Origin of the sequence: Mesorhizobium delmotii, assembly GCF_900149755.1 — a bacterium.
Classification (GTDB): domain Bacteria; phylum Pseudomonadota; class Alphaproteobacteria; order Rhizobiales; family Rhizobiaceae; genus Mesorhizobium; species Mesorhizobium delmotii.
Genome location: NZ_FUIG01000070.1, coordinates 14,439 through 30,931, shown reverse-complemented (window position 1 = coordinate 30,931; position 16,493 = coordinate 14,439). Strand labels below are relative to the sequence as shown.

Here is a 16,493-nt window from a genome sequence, read left to right as displayed (position 1 = left end):
CTGCCAGCCTTGCCCGGGTGCGTCAATAGATTTATGTATCAATCAACACAGAAAGGATGCCATGCCCGAACGAGGCCGTCCCCGCACCTTCGATCGAACCGCTGCCTTGCGGCGCGCAATGGAGGTGTTTTGGGCCAAGGGCTACGAAGGGGCATCGATGAGCGAGCTGACCGCGGCGATGGGCATCAACTCGCCCAGCCTCTACGCCGCCTTCGGCAGCAAGGAAGCGCTCTTCCTCGAAGCGGTCGAGCTCTACACGCAGGTCGAAGGCACCGATATCTGGTCCGCACTGGAAAAGTCGCCGACGGCGCGCCAGGCGGTCGAGCGCTTCTTGCGCCAGACGGCCAAGGCCTATTCGCAGACCGATCGTCCGCAAGGCTGCCTGATCGCACTCGGCGCGCTGCATCAGGACTCAAGCCGCGGCGCCATCTGCGATGACCTGCGCCGCCGTCGCGCCGAAAACCGCGCAGCCTTGCTGAGACGGCTGGAACGCGGCGTGGCGGAAGGCGAATTGCCGGAAAATTTCGACTGCCGCACGGCTGCGACCTTCTATGCGACGGTGCAGCACGGCATGTCGATCCAGGCGCGCGACGGCGCATCGCGCGCCGCCCTTCTGGCGACGGTGGCCGGGGCCATGGCGGCGTGGAAGGTGATGGCCGGCAGGGACGCGGCATGACAACCGCGACCGCTATGGCGGCTGGACTCCCGGTTGGGCCGGGACAAAAACAAGATATTTAGGTCAATGCAGCAGCGACGGTTCCCGGTGTTCGGCAACGAAACCGATCGCACGCTCGACCACGCCCCTATCGGCGAGAATGCGGCGATGGCCGAGCCCATCGGCCCAGTAAAGCCTGATATGGTCGCCGGCGCCGGCATAGAGCCTTGCATGGTCGGCGGACACTTCGCGGTCGTCTGGCGCATGGATGACCAGCGTTGGCACCGGCGTGCTGGCAAGCTGGCGGTCGCCGGTGAATTCGTGCAGCGGCCGGCCGGCGATGCGTTCGACCCGGTCGGCCATTGCGGCCTGCGAGCGTGGGCCGACACTGAGCATGCGGCTGAAATCATTGAAGATCGCCGGCAGGGAGCTCGGCGCCGCGATCAGCACCAGCCGCTCGGCCGCCAGCGGCGGAATGTCCTTGACCGAACCGGCGACGGCATTGGCGGCGACGGCACCGCCGAAGGAATGGCCGACGACCGCCACGAACGGGCCGAACCATTCGCCGGTCAGCCGTGCGGCTTCGACAGCGCTGACCAGTGTGAGCCGGCGGCCCTGCGATTGGCCGTGGCCCGGCAGGTCGAGCGAGACAACCTTATAACCGGCGTCACGATAGGCTTCGATCAGCGTGCGCATATATTCGGTGCGCGAACGCCAGCCATGGATGACGAGCACCGTGCCGGCGGCCCGCCTGCCCGGCTCTGGCCTGAATTCATGCACCATGACGCACCCGTTTTTGGTCTTCAGCCGATGATGGCGCGCCTCGGCCATGAAGCCGGCGGCGCGGTCGACGGCCCGTCGCTCGCCATCGCTGAGAACCTTGGCGTTCGGCGTGCGGCAGAACAGTTCGAACGCCGCGCGCCCTGTAAGGCGAGGAGCCACGTGTTCGGCGGCAGCAAACACGCTCCGGATGACCTTCAATCCAAATGATGCCATAGTGGCGATCCATCCATTCGTTCAAGCATGAACATAATAGTTCAAACATGAACATTAAACAAGAGCTACCTTGGGACAACCCGCGTTTTCGCAACTGGGTCGCGGTGGCGCGCGCCTGCCATGTGCTGGAGCGCACGCTGGCGGTGAAGCTCGCGCCGCTGGACCTGAAGCCGGCGCAGCTCGACGTGCTGATGAACCTTTACCGCCATCCCGGCATGTCGCAGCACGATCTCGCCCGCCGGCTGCTGGTCGGCCGCTCCAACATCACCATGCTTTTGCCGCAACTCGAGACACGCGGCCTGCTGCGCCGCGAAGGCGATCAGAAAGACAAGCGGGTGCTGCGGCTGACCTTGACCGAAGCCGGCACGGAACTGCTGATGCAGGCGCTGAAGGTCCATATGGCGCTGATCGAGAAAGCGATGAGCCAGTCGACGCCGGAGCAATGCGACATGATCGGCGAGCAGATGCGCAAGATTGCCGACGTGCTCAAGGAAGCGTGACTGGAGCATCGGACCCAAGTGTGGAAATCGGTTTTGGGAAAATCCGATGCTCAAACAAAGGATGGAGCTCGTGCAGCGATCCGCTCACCACATCGACTTTTTCGCGCGCTCCGGCCATTCCTTGTCGTAAGCCTCGCCGTCGATGCCTTTCCGGCTGGTGATTTCCAGGATTTTTCCAGGTGTCGGCAGCGACTTCGGGTCGACATGCTTCGCCGGGTTCCACAGTTCCGACCGATGGACGGCGCGAGCGCACTGGAAATAGACCGAATCGACATCGATGACCGTGACCGAACGCGCCGGCTTGCCGTCGACGCCAAACGAGGCACAGAGCGCGGCATCCGTGGTGATGTAGGCGCGGCCGTTGACGCGCAGCGTCGTGCCGGAGCCTGGGACCAGGAACAACAGGCCGACGCGCGGATCGCGAAGGATGTTGCGGAGCGAATCGGCACGGTTGTTGCCGCGCCGGTCCGGCATCATCAGGGTTTTCGGATCATGGATGCGGACGAAGCCGGCGAGATCGCCGCGCGGCGAGCAATCCAGCCCTTCCGGCCCGCTGGTCGCGAGCGCTGCAAAAGGCGAGGCCTCGATGAAGGCGGCGTACTCGGGGCTCACATGGTCGAGTTCCTTGACCAGCGAAGTCTCGCCGGGCAGGCCATAGAGCGCTTCGAGCTGTTCGACCGTGGTGATGACGGACATGTTTTCGTCTCCGACTAGCCGCGGCCGCTACTCCATATCCGTGACGTCTTGACGACAGCACCAGTCGAGCTAGCGATCGCGGCTTAGCCCCTTCTCTTCCAGCTCGGCGAGATAGGCGGCCCAGCGTGCGTCCTTCTCATGACCCAGCGTATGCAGGTAATTCCAGGTGAAGATGCCGGTATCGTGAAAATCGTCGAAGGTGATGCGGACGGCATAGTTTCCGACCGGTTCGATCTTCAGGATCGCAACGTTGCGCTTGCCGGGAACGGTCACGCGCTGTTCGGGCGAATGGCCCTGCACTTCGGCCGATGGCGAGGCCACCCGCAGCAGCTCCGCCGGCAGTTCGAATGGCTGATGGTCCGGGAATGTCACGGTAAGCAGCCTGCGGTCCTTCGAGACCCTGAGTTCCTTCGGCGCCGTCATGGTGATAAGTTCCGCATCATCTGTCCTTTCCCTACGCCGCTTCGCGCAGCGGGAAAAGGCCGCTTCGAAACTTCCGACACGATCTGTCGGCGGCGCGATGTTGCCTAGGATCGAAACTTCTTATCTTGAATGGCAGGTTGGATCGTATCACATAGCCATATATAACGAAGCCGTTCGCAGCCACGGGAAACGCACCAGCATGGACATGATCGATCCTTTTGGTCGCACGATCAGCTACCTGCGCGTGTCGGTCACCGACCGCTGCGACTTCCGCTGTACCTATTGCATGGCCGAGGACATGGCGTTCCTTCCCAAGAAGGATCTGCTGTCGCTGGAAGAGCTCGACCGGCTATGCACGGTTTTCATCGAAAAGGGCGTCAGGAAACTGCGTCTTACCGGCGGCGAGCCGCTGGTGCGCAAGAACATCATGCATCTGGTGCGTCAGATTTCGCGTCATCTCGAGAGCGGCGCTCTGGAAGAACTGACGCTGACCACCAACGGCTCGCAGCTTTCGCGCTTTGCCGCTGAGCTCGCCGATTGCGGGGTCAAGCGCATCAACGTCTCGCTGGACACGCTGGACCCGGAAAAATTCCGCCAGATTACCCGCTGGGGCAATCTCGACAAGGTCATGGAGGGCATCGACGCCGCGCAGGCAGCGGGACTGAAGGTAAAGCTCAATGCGGTGGCGCTGAAGGATTTCAATGACGCCGAGCTGCCGGAGATGCTGCGCTGGGCGCACGGCCGCGGCATGGAGTTGACGGTCATCGAAACCATGCCGATGGGCGAGATCGACGCCGACCGCACCGACCAGTATCTGCCGCTGTCGCTGCTGCGCGCAGCACTTGAGCGGCAGTTCACGCTGACCGATATCCCCTACAAGACCGGTGGTCCGGCCCGCTACGTCCACGTCGCCGAGACTGGTGGCAGGCTCGGCTTCATCACGCCGATGACGCATAATTTCTGCGAGAGCTGCAACCGCGTCCGGCTGACCTGCACCGGCACGCTCTATATGTGCCTCGGCCAGGAGGATGCCGCCGATCTGCGCGCGCCGTTGCGTGCATCCGAAGGCAATGAACTGGTCGCCGATGCCATCGATGAAGCCATTGGCCGCAAGCCAAAGGGCCATGATTTCATCATCGACCGCCGTACCAACCGTCCCTCGGTGTCGCGGCACATGAGCGTCACCGGCGGCTGATCTTCTCGGTCACAACGCCGAAATAAATCCTGCCGCTCTTGTGAGGAGGATGTAACGGGCCACGCGAAAGGCTGTGGCCCAGCCCTTTAACGTTGCTGTCTTGTGGCCGGCTGCTACAGGCTTGATGCAAAAGCACAACCGGTAACGCCTTTGCTTCTTTCCCCAAATCTTCGCGGCGCACTGTTCATGGTGGTGGCCATGATTGGTTTCACCCTCAACGACGCGATCACCAAAGTCTCGTCGGAATCCATGAACATGGCGCAGGTCATGCTGATCCGCGGCGTCTTCGCTTCGCTTTTCGTGGGCCTGCTTGCCTGGCAACGCGGTGCGCTTGCCCTGCCCGGCTCGATGCTGCAACCGATGGTTGCGGTGCGCGTCGCCGGCGAAGCCGGTGCTACGGTGTCGTTTCTCGTCGCTCTTGCCCATCTGCCGATTGCCAATGTCTCGGCCGTGCTGCAGGCGCTGCCGCTGGCAGTGACGATGGGCGCAGCACTTGTGTTCAACGAAGGCGTCGGCTGGCGGCGCTGGCTGGCCATCGCCATCGGCTTTGCCGGCGTGCTGATCATCGTACGGCCAGGCTTCGAGGGGTTCAGCGTCTATTCGCTGCTGGCGCTGGCCTGCGTCGGCTGTTGTGCGGTGCGTGACCTCGCCACCAAGCGGATACCGCAAGCCATTCCGACATTGCTGGTGTCGACCACCACGGCACTCGCCATGACAATGCTCGGCGCGGCGCTGCTTTTGCCAATGGGCGGGTGGGCACCGATGACAGGTGAAAGCACGGCGTTCCTGGCATTGGCGGCAGTGCTCGTGGTCATCGGTTACCAGTTCATCATCATGGCGATGCGGGTGGGCGACATCTCGTTCATCGCGCCGTTCCGCTACACAGCCCTGCTCTGGTCGATCCTGCTTGGCCTGTCCATCTTTGGTGACGTCCCCGACCTGCCGATGATCCTCGGCGCTATCGTCATCATCGGCTCCGGCCTCTACGCACTTTACCGCGAACGGATCGTCGGCCGGCGAAAGACAGCCGCCGAAAGCGCTGGACCTGATATGGCGCCGGACGGCATATAGGCTTGCCGTTCGCGGCGAGTGACCGCATGGACGATAGACGATGACTAAAGAGATTGCCGGCGTCATTCTGGCCGGTGGCCAGTCGCGGCGAATGGGCGGCGGCGACAAGGGCCTGCTTGCGCTTGGCGGCGGCAGCCTGCTGGACCATGTCGTTGCGCGCTTTTTTCCGCAGGTCGGTCCGCTGGTGCTCAGCGCCAATGGCGACCCGGCACGGTTTGCCGGGGTTGGACTTCCGGTGGTTGCCGATACGGTAAAAGGTTTTGCCGGACCGCTCGCCGGGATCCTGACCGGCCTCGAATGGGCTGCCGCGAACACGACTTGCGAGGCACTTGTCACGACTGCGGGCGATACACCGTTCCTGCCCGAAAATCTGGTTGAACGGCTGGCCGCGGCGGTCGACGAACGTCCCGGCACGATCGCCGTTGCCTGTTCCGGCGGCAAACGGCATCCGACATTCGCGCTCTGGCCGCTGGGGCTCCGTGAGGCTCTGCGGCGTTTTCTGGTCGACGAGGATATCAGGCGGGTTTCCGCTTTCATCGACCGGCATGACTTTGTCGATGTGGAATTCCCGATGCTGACGTCGGGGGACCATCACACGCACGACCCTTTCTTCAACATCAATACATCAGACGACCTTGCCCGGGCCGAGGGTCTGTTGCAGAGCATGAAGCCATGATGAGACGCGTCTTCGGTATCACCGGCTGGAAGAATTCCGGCAAGACGACACTAACCGAAAAGCTGGTCGCCGAACTCGTTCGGCGTGGCTGGAAGGTGTCGACGGTGAAACACGCCCATCATGATTTCGACATCGACAAGCCGGGAGCGGACAGCTTTCGCCACCGACAGGCCGGAGCCACGGAAGTCGCCATCGTGTCGGACAGGCGCTGGGCCCTGATGCACGAATTGCGCGACGAGGACGAGCCGACGCTGGACGCGATCCTGTCGCGGCTCGGCACCTCCGACATCGTGCTGGTCGAAGGCTACAAGCGCGAGGCGCACAGCAAGATCGAGACGCGGCGTCTGGAGGCTAAGGACCGGGCACCGCTTTCGGCAAATGATCCGCATATCGTCGCCATCGCCGCCGACTTCGCCATAGCGGGCCAAAGCCTGCCTGTCTTCGATCTCGACGACACGAAATCGATAGCCGACTTCATCGAGCGCACGGCAGGTTTGACACGCTGAAGGCACTGCCGAAGGAGCATTCGGCCGCCCCTATTTCCTCGTTGGTATGGCTGCCGCAGCGTCAGCATTGTCTGGGAATGCGAAACCCCGCAAGCAACGGTTTTACAGTTGCTTTTTCTTGGGAAAGAATGGGAGTATCGCGCCAGCGGGCGGTCAAAAGAACCGCCCACAGAGCCGTTTGGAACGACGGCCGGGAACATACAGAGAGGACCATCATGCGTACTGCACTGCGTATAGCGCTCGCCGCATCGGCTGCGCTGCTGACATTGGGCGTTGCCCAGGCTCAGGAAAAAACTTTGAGGATCGGTACGGAGGGAGCCTATCCGCCGTTCAACAACCTGACCGCCGATGGCCAGCTCGTGGGCTTCGACATCGATATCGCCAAGGCGCTTTGCGACGAGATGAAGGTGAAGTGCACTTTCGTCGCGCAGGATTGGGACGGCATCATCCCGGCGCTTCAGGCCGGCAAGTTCGACGCCATCGTCGCCTCGATGTCGATCACGCCGGAGCGTGCCGAGAAGGTCGACTTCACCAACAAATACTACAACACGCCGCCGGCGATCGCCGCGCCCAAAGACAGCGACATCAAGGGCGTGACCAAGGAGGACCTGGCCGGCAAGACGATCGGCGTGCAGGCGTCCACCACCCACTTCAATTATTCAACCAAGGCCTATACCGACAGTACAATCAAGCCGTACCCGACCGCGCAGGAATATCAGCTCGATCTCGCCAATGGCCGCGTTGATGCGGTCAACGACGATATCACTGTTCTCGAAGGCTGGCTTGCCACGCCGGACGGCGCCTGCTGCAAGCTGATCGGTGCGATCACGCCCGACATCGAGATCCATGGTCCGGGCGCCGGCATCGCGGTACGCAAGGGCGATACCGAGTTGGTCAATCAGTTCAATAAGGCGATCGACGCCATCCGCGCCAACGGAAAGTACAAGGAAATCAACGACAAGTACTTCAAGTACGACGTCTACGGCGGCGAGTCCTAATCCTTCCGGATTGACAGCGAACGGCGGGACGCCCCGCCGTTTGCGCAAGGAGCGGCGCGCGAGGGGTGACGCCGCGCTGCTCTCAAGAGAGCCCATAAAGGAGAACAGGCAGGCGGATGCAAAGCGTTTGGACGCTGCTCAGTTGGGGACCCGAAGGCTGGCTCGACGACATCGCCTATGGTGTTTTCATCACCGTTTCGCTTGCAGCCGCGACCCTGCCTGTCGGTCTGGTGATCGGCTTTCTGGTTGCACTGGCCAAGCAATCCAACGAGCCGTCGCTGCGGCTGGCCGGCAATGTCTACACCACGATCTTTCGTGGATTGCCCGAGCTGCTGACCCTGTTCATGATCTTTTACGGTGCGCAAATCGGCATCCAGCAGTTGATGCGCCTGTATGACCCGGCCGCCGCGGTCGAAGTGAACGCATTTGTTTCCGGCATGATCGCGCTCGGCGTCGTCTTCTCGTCCTACGCCAGCGAGGTCTTCCTCTCGGCATTCCGCGCCATCCCGAAGGGACAGTATGAGGGCGGCTATTCGGTTGGCCTGTCTGGTGGGCAGACGATGCGACTGGTGGTGCTGCCGCAGCTTATCCGTATTGCCCTGCCGGGTCTTGCCAATCTGTGGCTCATCCTGCTCAAGGATACAGCGCTGGTATCCGCCATCGGTCTTGCCGACATACTGCGGCAAGCGGGCGTCGCGGCCCGCGTGACCAAGCACGCCTTTCTGTTTTTTGGGGTCGCTGCTCTTATCTATCTGCTCCTCGCCATCATCTCGTCCTTCGGCATCAATGCCATTGAACGCAGGGTTGGCCGACAACAGGTGCAACGATGAGCGCGGCAGCAGCCGACGTGGCGACCAAGGTCGAAAAACCGCCAGCAATCCCGCGCGGCTGGTCCCGGCAACGTGTATTGGGATATGCGTTGGTCGGCCTCTGGATCGTGCTCGGCATCGGCATGATTGTATACTTGGTCGAGGCTTGGAATTCCGAACTCTTCCAAAAATACGCTCCGGGCTACATCTCTGGCCTTGGCGTGACGCTCACGCTTGTCGCCGTGTCGATCGTGTTGGGAGCCGTCCTTTCAGTTCCGGTCGCCTACGCACGGATGTCCAGGAACCGGATCCTGTCCAGCGTTGCCTACGCTTATGTCTACTTCTTTCGCGGCACACCGCTTTTGACCCAAGTCTTTCTTATCTACTATGGAGTGGGTTCGTTTCGACCGGCACTTGAAGCTGTCGGCCTGTGGGGCTTTTTTCGTGAAGCCTGGTACTGCGCCATTTTCTCGTTCACCCTCAATACAGCAGCCTATCAGGCTGAGATCCTGCGCGGCGCTATCGAGAGCGTCCCCAGAGGTCAGTGGGAAGGCGCTGCCTCGCTTGGCCTGCACAAATTGCAAACACTTCGCAAGATCATCCTGCCACAAGCGCTGATCGTGGCGCTGCGTCCCTATGGCAACGAGATCATCCTGATGATCAAAGGCTCCGCCATCGTGGCCCTCATCACCGTCTATGATCTGATGGGCATTACGAAGCTCACCTATTCGCGCACTTTCGACTTCCAGTCCTATATCTGGGCGGCGATCATCTATCTGATCATTGTCGAGGTACTCCGCCACGCGGTCGAGTGGATAGAACGGCGCATTACCATACATCTGCACCGCTGACTCCCATAGCTTTGCCTGATCCGCTAAGAAGGCCGGAAAACAGACTTCTAAGGGATTCGAAAACATGGCATCGGTGGCATTTCTCGGTCTTGGCGTTATGGGCTATCCAATGGCCGGACATCTCAGTAACAAGGGCGGCCACGACGTCACCGTCTATAACCGCACCAAGGCAAAGGCCGAGCAATGGGTTGCCCAGCATGGCGGCAGTGTTGCCAACACGCCTGCTGAGGCGGCCGACGGCAAGGACTTTGTCTTTTCCTGTGTTGGCAATGATGACGACCTGCGCGCGGTGACGATTGGAGCCGAGGGTGCGTTCCAGTCGATGAAGAAAGGAGCCATCTTCATCGACAACACCACGGCCTCGGCTGAAGTCGCGCGCGAACTGGCTGAGAAGGCGCAAGTGCGCGGTTTCTCGTTCCTCGACGCACCGGTCTCCGGCGGTCAGGCAGGCGCCGAAAACGGCGTGCTGACGGTCATGGTCGGCGGCGAACAGAAAGCCTTCGACAAAGCAAAGCCCGTCATCGATGCTTATGCCCGCATGGTCGGGGTGATGGGTCCGGCCGGCTCGGGCCAGCTCACCAAGATGATCAACCAGATCTGCATCGCCGGTCTTGTCCAAGGGCTGGCCGAGGGCATCCATTTCGGCAAGAAGGCCGGGCTCGACATCGAGAAAGTCATCGAGGTGATCTCCAAGGGAGCGGCCGGCTCATGGCAGATGGAGAACCGCCACAAGACGATGAATGCCGGCAAATATGATTTCGGCTTCGCCGTCGACTGGATGCGCAAGGATCTCGGCATCTGCCTGGCGGAGGCCGATCGCAATGGCGCCAAGCTGCCGGTGACGGCACTTGTCGACCAGTTCTACAAGGATGTGCAGGGGATGGGCGGCAAACGCTGGGACACGTCCTCGCTGCTGGCGCGATTGGAAAAGTAGGTTTTGTCGTGGCCGAGCTTTCGCCTCAATCCAGCGCCGAGGAGATTGTCGCCCATCTGCGCTCGATCGGCTCGCAAGAGAACCGCCTTGGCATGCTGCGCTACGGCATCAAGATCGAACGTGCGCTCGGAATCTCGCATGGCGTGCAGCGGCAGATTGCCAAGAAAATCAAGCGCAACCATGAGCGTGCCTTCGAACTATGGGAGTCGGGCATCATGGAAGCGCAGTTCATCGCTTCCGTCACAGCCGATCCGAAGCGGTTTTCTGCCGCGGATGCAAGACGATGGGCGGCGACTTTCGACTCGTGGGATATCGTCGACGGCGTCTCCGATCTCTTTGTCGATACGGATTGCTGGAAGGAACTGATAGAGGAGTTCGCGGCCGACGAACGGGAGTTCGTTCGACGCACGGCTTTTGCCATGATGGCCTGGTCGGTGGTCCACCGGAAGAAGGAGCCAGAGGCGACCTTCCTCGACTTCCTGTCGATCATCGAAGCGCACGCCGGCGATGGCCGTAACTTTGTGAAGAAGGCGGTGAACTGGGCGCTTCGCTCTATCGGCAAGCGATCGGTGAAATTGCACGGCGCTGCCCTTGCCCTGGCACAGAAGCTGGCCGGATCGACCGACAAGACGGCGCGCTGGATCGGCAAGGACGCTGCAAGGGAGCTTTCCGATGCCAAAACGCTCGAGCGGCTCGCCAGGAAAGGCTGACCGGAGGCAAATCCGCTTTACTGAGGTGACGCGATCCACGCGCGCCGATTTCGAGAACCTGTTCGAGCAGCCTGGCGCACCAAAATACTGCTGGTGCATGGCCTGGCGCCACCTTGAAAACCGCGAGCATGCGTCCAACGATGAGCGGAGACGGGCCATGATGGCGCTCATCGACGCCGGCACGCCGGTCGGTATCGTCGCCCATGCCGAAGGCAAGACCGTCGGCTGGTGCTCCGTGGCGCCACGCGAGACCTATCGCAAGCTGTCGCAGGCGCAGGACGACAGCGAGGCGGGCGTATGGTCGATCGTCTGCTTCTATGTGCCGAGGGCGTCGCGCGGCCGTGGACTGGCAAGCGCCCTGCTCGACGCGGCCATCGATCACGCCTTCGCCAAAGGCGCCAGGACCATCGAGGCCTATCCGGTCGGCCAGGCGTCGCCGAGTTACCGTTTCATGGGCTTTCGAGAGATGTTCGTGGCCCGCGGATTCCACGAGATCGGCATGGCCGGCTCGCGTCGGCATGTGGTGCGCTTGGAGCGTTGAGGATGCCAGACGCTACCGGCGTAGGTCGTGAACATCAAGTTCCGTCCACATCCACTCAAGACTGTAAACGGCCACAGGATGGGCGCGGTCAGGCTGCCTCGCGGTCTGGTTTTCCAAATATTTTAGCCACTCGGCGACCTTTTGCCGGCCAGTTTGGGTCTTGACGGCCTGACGCGGTGTCTTGCCCCCAAGCATTTGGACCGGCTGATCGAGGGTTTCCCTATAGTGTTGATCCAGGTACTCGTGAATGACCTGTTCAGCGAGTTCCGGCGGCATCTCCGATGAGGGCGTCCTGCCCTCCATGGCCGGCCGTTCGGCCATCATCTGCTGTATGGTGCGGATTTCGGTAAGAGGTGTTCGGACCAGATCGCCGAGGGCTCGCTGGATCAGGGCCGTCCCTTTTTCCGCCCGCTCGGCGGAATTGGCGGATAGACACAGAAACCGCCTTTCAACTCGACATTGCCCAACACGCGCAAACCGTTGTCCATTGCGGTGTCCAGGGAAAGCGTGCCCGCCTCCTTGGGTTTGTCCTCGCCTTGCGGCATGTATTCCAACCAGTTCCAGAATTGTGCATTTTCCTGCGACATGCCCGCTATGCCGTTCAGCCGGGCGGTGATGTCCTCCTGCGTCGCGCCGGCGGCCAAGGGAAAGCGGACATCATGAAACATGAATTCGTCGCCTTCGGCATTTTGGAGCATCGGCATGTTCATCACCTTGTCAAGGGCGTCGACCACCCATACGAGCGTGAACATGGACGCCACCGCCCGCAGGTCTTCATCCCTCATGGCCGGCAGCTTTCTTGCGTTCTTTTTGCCGAACACGTCCAACAGGCAATCGAACAAGGATTGGGTGGCCTCTCGGGTGAAGGGAAGAACACCGCCGGCAAGGATATTCTTTCCGCGGACAGGCACGATTCTCGCCGCGATCTTGTCCCACTGCTTCAATGTCTTGGTGGCGGTGCCCTCTTTGACGGCGATCGGTTCGCCACCGCGGAGAAGATCGCGAGCCATGGGCGATTGTCCCGGAACGACGTCGCTTACCTCATACAAGCTCATGACGGAGGTACGCAACGCGCCTATATAGGCTCTCGTTTGCGCATTTTCCTTCCAGCCTCTGCGTTTGAGATACTCATCGACGATGTTGCTGGGTTCGCCCTCGAAATCCTGGGTCAGGAAATCCTCGAAGGCGCAGCCCCAAAGATTCATTACTCTGTCGTCACCCAGGACCTCGGCGAGTTCTTCGAATTCCATGTCCCCGTCGCCGAGGATCGGGCCGAAATGATCGTCGAACACTTCCGCGAAACATTCGCTCCATTCGTCACGGCTGAGGAATTTCATCAGCCCGTTGAGATCATGGCTGGTCGGCATTGAATTCTCCAGGTTCAGGCGATATTCGAAGATAGGGTTTCTGTCGTCTGGCATCGCTGGGTCGGGTTATTCTGCGCCGCTGAGGCGACTGGGCAAGACTTTTTCGGCGATTTCCTCGCCTTTCTTCGGACCGCACTCCCCGCGCCGGCGCCGCCGCGCCCTTCAGTGTGGGCGGCAGCCTCAACGACGGTTTGCCCCGGTTAGCCCCACGGGCATGGCACTCGATGTTGCATTCTGCAATAACAAGTGGATCACTCCGTTACCGATACTTCACGACGGGTTTACCCGATCCAGCCACGGACTGGCGAAGGATGACGCCAATGAACAATCGTCTCAAATCAGGCTCGGCCTTGGCTGTGGCACTGGGCCTCTCCATTGCCACCGCTTCCGCCGAAACCACGCGCATATTCTGGAAGGACCTGCGCCCGGCGAACCAGCCCGCTGCCGAAAGTGTCGGATTGCCGATGGTCGCGGCAAAAATGCCTGACCGTGGCGAGACGCTGTCTCTCAATTTGCGAGACAAGGCCGTCCAACTGGCGGGATACGCACTGCCGCTCGATCGGGACGGCGATCTCGTCTATCAGTTCCTGCTGGTGCCGTGGACAGGTGCGTGCAGCCACATGCCGACGCCGCCGCCCAATCAGATCGTCCTCGTCACGCCCGCCCGCCCCTATAGGATGTCGGAAGCCTATCAGCCGGTTTCTGTGACCGGCGTCCTAGAGCCGGGCATGGAGAAAAGTCAGCTCTTCATCCTCGACGGCGCCAGCGTCATCCAATCGGGCTACGCGGTGCGCAAGGCGGAAATGGTGGATGTCGATGTGGTGCCGGACACCATCACCCAACCGGCAAACTCGCCCTGGAGCTTCCTCAACAAAAAGAAGAATTAAGCAAAAAATCCTCAGGCAGCGTTGGCGCCCGATTCCTTGTCCAGAACCATGTAGTCCAGCGGCATTTCGGTGGTGTACTTGATCTGCTCCATGGCAAACGACGACGAGACGTCGCGGATCTCTATCTTGGCGATCAGCCGCTTGTAGAAGGCGTCGTAAGCAGCGATATCGGGCACTACCACGCGCAGGAGATAGTCGACGTCACCGCTCATGCGGTAGAACTCGACCACTTCCGGAAATTCCTGGATGACCTCCGAAAAGCGCCGCAGCCATTCATGGCTGTGCGAATTGGTGCGGATCGACACAAATACGGTGACGCGCACATTGACCTTTTCATGATCGAGGATGGCGACGCGCCGCTTGATGACGCCTTCCTCCTCCAGCTTCTGGATGCGCCGCCAGCAGGGCGTGGTTGACAGTCCGACTTTCTTGGCGACATCGGCGACCGCAAGCGTCGCGTCCTCCTGCAAGAGGCGGAGGATTTTTCTGTCAAGGCGGTCCATTTCGGTGCTCCCACGGGGATAGACTAGGAATAGATTGGCTATAGTCCTTCTTATTTAGGCCATTCACAAGAAAGAAATTCTGCCAGATGGCGCAAAAGCGAGTGATTTCTTGCTTACGCTTCAGCCGAGGCGATAGCGGATTTCCGATCTCAGAAACGGCAGCAAATCCATTTCAAACCACGGATTGCGGTTCAACCAGCCGGTGTTGCGCCACGACGGATGCGGTAGCGGCAGCACTTTCGGGTTGCTGGGCGCACCCCAGATGGTGCGCCAATCCTTCACCGTCTCCGTCAGCGAGGGCCGGCGCGCGGCGCCCATGTGCCAGGTTTGTGCATAGCTGCCGATCGTCAGCACCAGGTCGATATGCGGCATTAGCGCCATCAGCGGCGCACGCCAGGCCGGTGCACATTCGCGGCGCGGCGGCAGGTCGCCGCCCTTGGCGTCATGGCCGGGAAAGCAAAAGCCCATCGGCACGATGGCGAATTTTGTCGTGTCGTAGAATTCGTCGCTGCTGACGCCCAGCCAGTTCCGCAACCGATCGCCGGAAGCGTCGGTGAACGGCATGCCTGACATATGCACCTTGGTGCCCGGTGCCTGGCTGGCAATCAGGATGCGGGCGCTCGATGACGGCCTGAGCACCGGGCGCGGCTCGTGCGGCAACGGGCGGCCGACCGGGTTTTCGACGCAGATACGGCAGGCGCGTACCCTCGCCGCGAAGTTTTCCAGCTCTTCGCTCATTCTCGGGAACTCATTCTCAGGCGGCAGCGCTCGGCCGGCTGGAGATCGCCTGATGCCAGCGCAGCACGTTGGCACAGTCTTCCGGCACCTTGATACGCGCCGGCTTCATGAAGTCGATGGCAATCAGCCCGGTGATGTCGGCGATCGAATAGGCGTCGCCGGCGACGAATTCCCGGTTCGCCAACTCGTCGTCGAGGAGTTTCAGGAATCCGACGGCTTTCGGCTTGTTGGCCTCGCCCCATTCGGGGATTTGTGGAATCTCCCATTCCTTCATCGCCGGATGGATGTGCCGGAACGCGGCAGTGACGCAACCGAGCAAGTTGAGCTCCATGCGTCTTTGCCACATCTCGACCAGCGCTTTGCCGAGCGCGCCGCGGCCGAACAAAGCCGGTTCCGGATGCAGTTCCTCAAAATAGCGGCAGATGGCGACGGATTCGGTGATGACGGTGCCGTCGTCCAGTTCGAGCACCGGCAGGCGCTGCAGCGGGTTGCGCGAACTGACCGGCTGCTTTCTGTGCTCCAGCGCGCCCATGTCGACGGGCACCAGAGGAACCTCAAGCCCCTTTTCGGCAAGGAAGACGCGAACCCGCCGTGGATTGGGCGCCCGGCCGCCGTCGAAGAGTTTCATTCCATTCCTCCTATCGGATCGGCCCGAAAACCCGGAACCGATTTCCGGAAAGCACGATGCGAATCAAGAATCCCAGCGCATGCCTTGTGCGTCCGAATGGACGCACGTCGCTCTGACCAGGTCTGTTGCAACAAACTATAGGGTTGACCATCACCGGAAGCGAAAAATTTCTCGCAAGGCATCGCCAATCGAAGCCAGAGTGCCGTGCTTCCTTTCGGTCACTTCGTGATCGTGGCTCTCGCGCCAATCGTGCGGCTCGTCGAAAGTGCCGGCCCAGATGCCGGCCTTGCCGGAGCGGGCAGTGGCTTCTTCGGTTTCGAAATCGCCATAGGCAACTGCCCAGCCAGCCTCGACCTGGGCGCGGTTGAGATCCTTGCCGCCGGCGTTGCAGTCGCCGAGCAGCCGGCCGTAGCGATCACGCTGCCAGCCGGTGCAGGAGACGGGTTTGCCTGATATCAGACGCACCAGCGACTGCCGCGCCAGCTTGCCGCAGGGATAGCCGGCGCCGCCCTTGCGGCAGACCTGCGAATATTCGGGCGCGTCAATGCCGCGCATACGGATGCGCTCGATACCGAGCGTGATCGTATCGCCGTCATTGACGACGGCGGCACCCTCGGTCTTGCGGGTCTCGATCCGATCAAGCCGCGCCGCCAGAAGGATCAGCAGACCGAGGACAAGCACGGCCAGTGCGTAGTCCACCAGCCGGCGCCAAAGGCTTCGCGGCCGCGGCGGGACGTATCGCTGTCGCGGTCGCCGCGACCACGATCGGCTCATATGGCAAACCGTTGGTTAATCATTCGAACGTAGCT

General features: G+C 61.2%; 22 protein-coding genes. 13 read left to right on the top strand and 9 right to left on the bottom strand.

Annotated elements, in window-relative coordinates:
• Positions 1-61 precede the first annotated feature (61 nt).
• On the top strand, positions 62-676 hold the full coding sequence (locus BQ8482_RS32865) for a TetR/AcrR family transcriptional regulator (protein WP_123151334.1): 615 nt from the start codon (positions 62-64) through the stop codon (positions 674-676).
• Between the two features lie 63 nt (positions 677-739).
• Here the strand turns inward: BQ8482_RS32865 and BQ8482_RS32860 are convergent, their stop codons facing one another.
• Positions 740-1,651 (bottom strand): alpha/beta hydrolase, encoded by a 912-nt coding sequence (locus BQ8482_RS32860; protein ID WP_123151332.1) that lies wholly within the window; start codon positions 1,649-1,651, stop codon positions 740-742.
• Positions 1,652-1,698: 47 nt separating this feature from the next.
• Between BQ8482_RS32860 and BQ8482_RS32855 the strand changes: the two genes are divergently transcribed.
• The gene (locus BQ8482_RS32855; RefSeq protein ID WP_091590958.1) at positions 1,699-2,151 is read left to right on the top strand and encodes a MarR family winged helix-turn-helix transcriptional regulator; all 453 of its coding nucleotides are present in this window, start codon (positions 1,699-1,701) and stop codon (positions 2,149-2,151) included.
• A gap of 84 nt (positions 2,152-2,235) precedes the next feature.
• Here the strand turns inward: BQ8482_RS32855 and BQ8482_RS32850 are convergent, their stop codons facing one another.
• Both BQ8482_RS32850 and BQ8482_RS32845 read right to left on the bottom strand, forming a co-directional pair.
• Positions 2,236-2,847 carry a pyridoxamine 5'-phosphate oxidase family protein gene (locus BQ8482_RS32850; RefSeq protein ID WP_123151331.1) on the bottom strand — a complete coding sequence of 204 codons (612 nt, stop codon included), beginning with the start codon at positions 2,845-2,847 and terminating at the stop codon, positions 2,236-2,238.
• 69 nt (positions 2,848-2,916) lie between these two features.
• On the bottom strand, positions 2,917-3,270 hold the full coding sequence (locus BQ8482_RS32845) for a gamma-butyrobetaine hydroxylase family protein (RefSeq protein ID WP_095492986.1): 354 nt from the start codon (positions 3,268-3,270) through the stop codon (positions 2,917-2,919).
• Positions 3,271-3,469: 199 nt separating this feature from the next.
• Here BQ8482_RS32845 and moaA point away from each other — a divergent pair, with 199 nt between their 5' ends.
• The 10 genes from moaA (at position 3,470) to BQ8482_RS32795 (ending at position 11,561) form a co-directional block, all read left to right on the top strand.
• Positions 3,470-4,465, top strand: a complete 996-nt coding sequence (moaA, locus tag BQ8482_RS32840; RefSeq protein WP_123151330.1) for a GTP 3',8-cyclase MoaA — start codon at positions 3,470-3,472, stop codon at positions 4,463-4,465.
• 150 nt (positions 4,466-4,615) lie between these two features.
• Positions 4,616-5,536 carry a DMT family transporter gene (locus BQ8482_RS32835; RefSeq protein ID WP_123151509.1) on the top strand — a complete coding sequence of 307 codons (921 nt, stop codon included), beginning with the start codon at positions 4,616-4,618 and terminating at the stop codon, positions 5,534-5,536.
• A 40-nt stretch (positions 5,537-5,576) separates the two neighbouring features.
• Complete coding sequence (gene mobA / locus BQ8482_RS32830; RefSeq protein ID WP_123151329.1) at positions 5,577-6,212, top strand: molybdenum cofactor guanylyltransferase MobA; 636 nt, start codon at positions 5,577-5,579, stop codon at positions 6,210-6,212.
• Positions 6,209-6,718 carry a molybdopterin-guanine dinucleotide biosynthesis protein B gene (gene mobB / locus BQ8482_RS32825; protein ID WP_123151328.1) on the top strand — a complete coding sequence of 170 codons (510 nt, stop codon included), beginning with the start codon at positions 6,209-6,211 and terminating at the stop codon, positions 6,716-6,718. Before mobA ends, mobB begins: the two co-directional genes overlap by 4 nt.
• A 215-nt stretch (positions 6,719-6,933) precedes the next feature.
• On the top strand, positions 6,934-7,716 hold the full coding sequence (locus BQ8482_RS32820) for an ABC transporter substrate-binding protein (protein ID WP_123151327.1): 783 nt from the start codon (positions 6,934-6,936) through the stop codon (positions 7,714-7,716).
• Between the two features lie 116 nt (positions 7,717-7,832).
• Positions 7,833-8,546, top strand: coding sequence for an ABC transporter permease (locus BQ8482_RS32815; RefSeq protein WP_123151326.1), 714 nt, complete (start codon positions 7,833-7,835; stop codon positions 8,544-8,546).
• Positions 8,543-9,376, top strand: a complete 834-nt coding sequence (locus BQ8482_RS32810) for an ABC transporter permease (protein ID WP_123151325.1) — start codon at positions 8,543-8,545, stop codon at positions 9,374-9,376. The genes BQ8482_RS32815 and BQ8482_RS32810 overlap by 4 nt, the downstream gene beginning before the upstream one ends.
• A gap of 64 nt (positions 9,377-9,440) precedes the next feature.
• Entirely contained in the window at positions 9,441-10,310 is an 870-nt protein-coding gene (locus BQ8482_RS32805; protein ID WP_123151324.1) for an NAD(P)-dependent oxidoreductase, read from the top strand.
• Positions 10,311-10,318: 8 nt separating this feature from the next.
• Complete coding sequence (locus BQ8482_RS32800) at positions 10,319-11,020, top strand: DNA alkylation repair protein (protein ID WP_123151323.1); 702 nt, start codon at positions 10,319-10,321, stop codon at positions 11,018-11,020.
• Positions 10,983-11,561 carry a GNAT family N-acetyltransferase gene (locus tag BQ8482_RS32795; RefSeq protein ID WP_123151322.1) on the top strand — a complete coding sequence of 193 codons (579 nt, stop codon included), beginning with the start codon at positions 10,983-10,985 and terminating at the stop codon, positions 11,559-11,561. Before BQ8482_RS32800 ends, BQ8482_RS32795 begins: the two co-directional genes overlap by 38 nt.
• Before the next feature lie 12 nt (positions 11,562-11,573).
• Here the strand turns inward: BQ8482_RS32795 and BQ8482_RS40450 are convergent, their stop codons facing one another.
• Positions 11,574-11,837 carry a hypothetical protein gene (locus tag BQ8482_RS40450; RefSeq protein ID WP_342211003.1) on the bottom strand — a complete coding sequence of 88 codons (264 nt, stop codon included), beginning with the start codon at positions 11,835-11,837 and terminating at the stop codon, positions 11,574-11,576.
• 110 nt (positions 11,838-11,947) lie between these two features.
• Entirely contained in the window at positions 11,948-12,811 is an 864-nt protein-coding gene (locus tag BQ8482_RS40445; RefSeq protein WP_342211002.1) for a DUF7986 domain-containing protein, read from the bottom strand.
• Between the two features lie 437 nt (positions 12,812-13,248).
• Here BQ8482_RS40445 and BQ8482_RS32785 point away from each other — a divergent pair, with 437 nt between their 5' ends.
• On the top strand, positions 13,249-13,815 hold the full coding sequence (locus BQ8482_RS32785) for a DUF3299 domain-containing protein (protein ID WP_123151321.1): 567 nt from the start codon (positions 13,249-13,251) through the stop codon (positions 13,813-13,815).
• Between the two features lie 11 nt (positions 13,816-13,826).
• On the opposite strand, the gene BQ8482_RS32780 is transcribed toward BQ8482_RS32785, so the two are convergent.
• The 4 genes from BQ8482_RS32780 to BQ8482_RS32765 form a co-directional block, all read right to left on the bottom strand.
• Positions 13,827-14,318, bottom strand: a complete 492-nt coding sequence (locus BQ8482_RS32780) for an Lrp/AsnC family transcriptional regulator (protein ID WP_006333679.1) — start codon at positions 14,316-14,318, stop codon at positions 13,827-13,829.
• 120 nt (positions 14,319-14,438) lie between these two features.
• Positions 14,439-15,056, bottom strand: coding sequence for a uracil-DNA glycosylase family protein (locus BQ8482_RS32775; RefSeq protein ID WP_165848811.1), 618 nt, complete (start codon positions 15,054-15,056; stop codon positions 14,439-14,441).
• A gap of 16 nt (positions 15,057-15,072) precedes the next feature.
• Positions 15,073-15,684: a glutathione S-transferase gene (locus BQ8482_RS32770; RefSeq protein ID WP_123151320.1), complete on the bottom strand. Its 612-nt coding sequence runs from the start codon at positions 15,682-15,684 to the stop codon at positions 15,073-15,075.
• Positions 15,685-15,834: 150 nt separating this feature from the next.
• Entirely contained in the window at positions 15,835-16,458 is a 624-nt protein-coding gene (locus BQ8482_RS32765; protein WP_123151319.1) for a thermonuclease family protein, read from the bottom strand.
• Between the last annotated feature and the right edge of the window lie 35 nt (positions 16,459-16,493).

What these genes read in the sequence shown, in the direction of transcription:
- BQ8482_RS32865 (WP_123151334.1), top strand. Translation starts at nt 62, where the DNA reads ATGCCCGAACGAGGCCGTCCCCGCACCTTCGATCGAACCGCTGCCTTG.
- BQ8482_RS32860 (WP_123151332.1), bottom strand. Translation starts at nt 1,651, where the DNA reads ATGGCATCATTTGGATTGAAGGTCATCCGGAGCGTGTTTGCTGCCGCC.
- BQ8482_RS32855 (WP_091590958.1), top strand. Translation starts at nt 1,699, where the DNA reads ATGAACATTAAACAAGAGCTACCTTGGGACAACCCGCGTTTTCGCAAC.
- BQ8482_RS32850 (WP_123151331.1), bottom strand. Translation starts at nt 2,847, where the DNA reads ATGTCCGTCATCACCACGGTCGAACAGCTCGAAGCGCTCTATGGCCTG.
- BQ8482_RS32845 (WP_095492986.1), bottom strand. Translation starts at nt 3,270, where the DNA reads ATGACGGCGCCGAAGGAACTCAGGGTCTCGAAGGACCGCAGGCTGCTT.
- moaA (WP_123151330.1), top strand. Translation starts at nt 3,470, where the DNA reads ATGGACATGATCGATCCTTTTGGTCGCACGATCAGCTACCTGCGCGTG.
- mobA (WP_123151329.1), top strand. Translation starts at nt 5,577, where the DNA reads ATGACTAAAGAGATTGCCGGCGTCATTCTGGCCGGTGGCCAGTCGCGG.
- mobB (WP_123151328.1), top strand. Translation starts at nt 6,209, where the DNA reads ATGATGAGACGCGTCTTCGGTATCACCGGCTGGAAGAATTCCGGCAAG.
- BQ8482_RS32820 (WP_123151327.1), top strand. Translation starts at nt 6,934, where the DNA reads ATGCGTACTGCACTGCGTATAGCGCTCGCCGCATCGGCTGCGCTGCTG.
- BQ8482_RS32815 (WP_123151326.1), top strand. Translation starts at nt 7,833, where the DNA reads ATGCAAAGCGTTTGGACGCTGCTCAGTTGGGGACCCGAAGGCTGGCTC.
- BQ8482_RS32810 (WP_123151325.1), top strand. Translation starts at nt 8,543, where the DNA reads ATGAGCGCGGCAGCAGCCGACGTGGCGACCAAGGTCGAAAAACCGCCA.
- BQ8482_RS32805 (WP_123151324.1), top strand. Translation starts at nt 9,441, where the DNA reads ATGGCATCGGTGGCATTTCTCGGTCTTGGCGTTATGGGCTATCCAATG.
- BQ8482_RS32795 (WP_123151322.1), top strand. Translation starts at nt 10,983, where the DNA reads ATGCCAAAACGCTCGAGCGGCTCGCCAGGAAAGGCTGACCGGAGGCAA.
- BQ8482_RS40450 (WP_342211003.1), bottom strand. Translation starts at nt 11,837, where the DNA reads ATGCCGCCGGAACTCGCTGAACAGGTCATTCACGAGTACCTGGATCAA.
- BQ8482_RS40445 (WP_342211002.1), bottom strand. Translation starts at nt 12,811, where the DNA reads ATGGAATTCGAAGAACTCGCCGAGGTCCTGGGTGACGACAGAGTAATG.
- BQ8482_RS32785 (WP_123151321.1), top strand. Translation starts at nt 13,249, where the DNA reads ATGAACAATCGTCTCAAATCAGGCTCGGCCTTGGCTGTGGCACTGGGC.
- BQ8482_RS32780 (WP_006333679.1), bottom strand. Translation starts at nt 14,318, where the DNA reads ATGGACCGCCTTGACAGAAAAATCCTCCGCCTCTTGCAGGAGGACGCG.
- BQ8482_RS32775 (WP_165848811.1), bottom strand. Translation starts at nt 15,056, where the DNA reads ATGAGCGAAGAGCTGGAAAACTTCGCGGCGAGGGTACGCGCCTGCCGT.
- BQ8482_RS32770 (WP_123151320.1), bottom strand. Translation starts at nt 15,684, where the DNA reads ATGAAACTCTTCGACGGCGGCCGGGCGCCCAATCCACGGCGGGTTCGC.
- BQ8482_RS32765 (WP_123151319.1), bottom strand. Translation starts at nt 16,458, where the DNA reads ATGAGCCGATCGTGGTCGCGGCGACCGCGACAGCGATACGTCCCGCCG.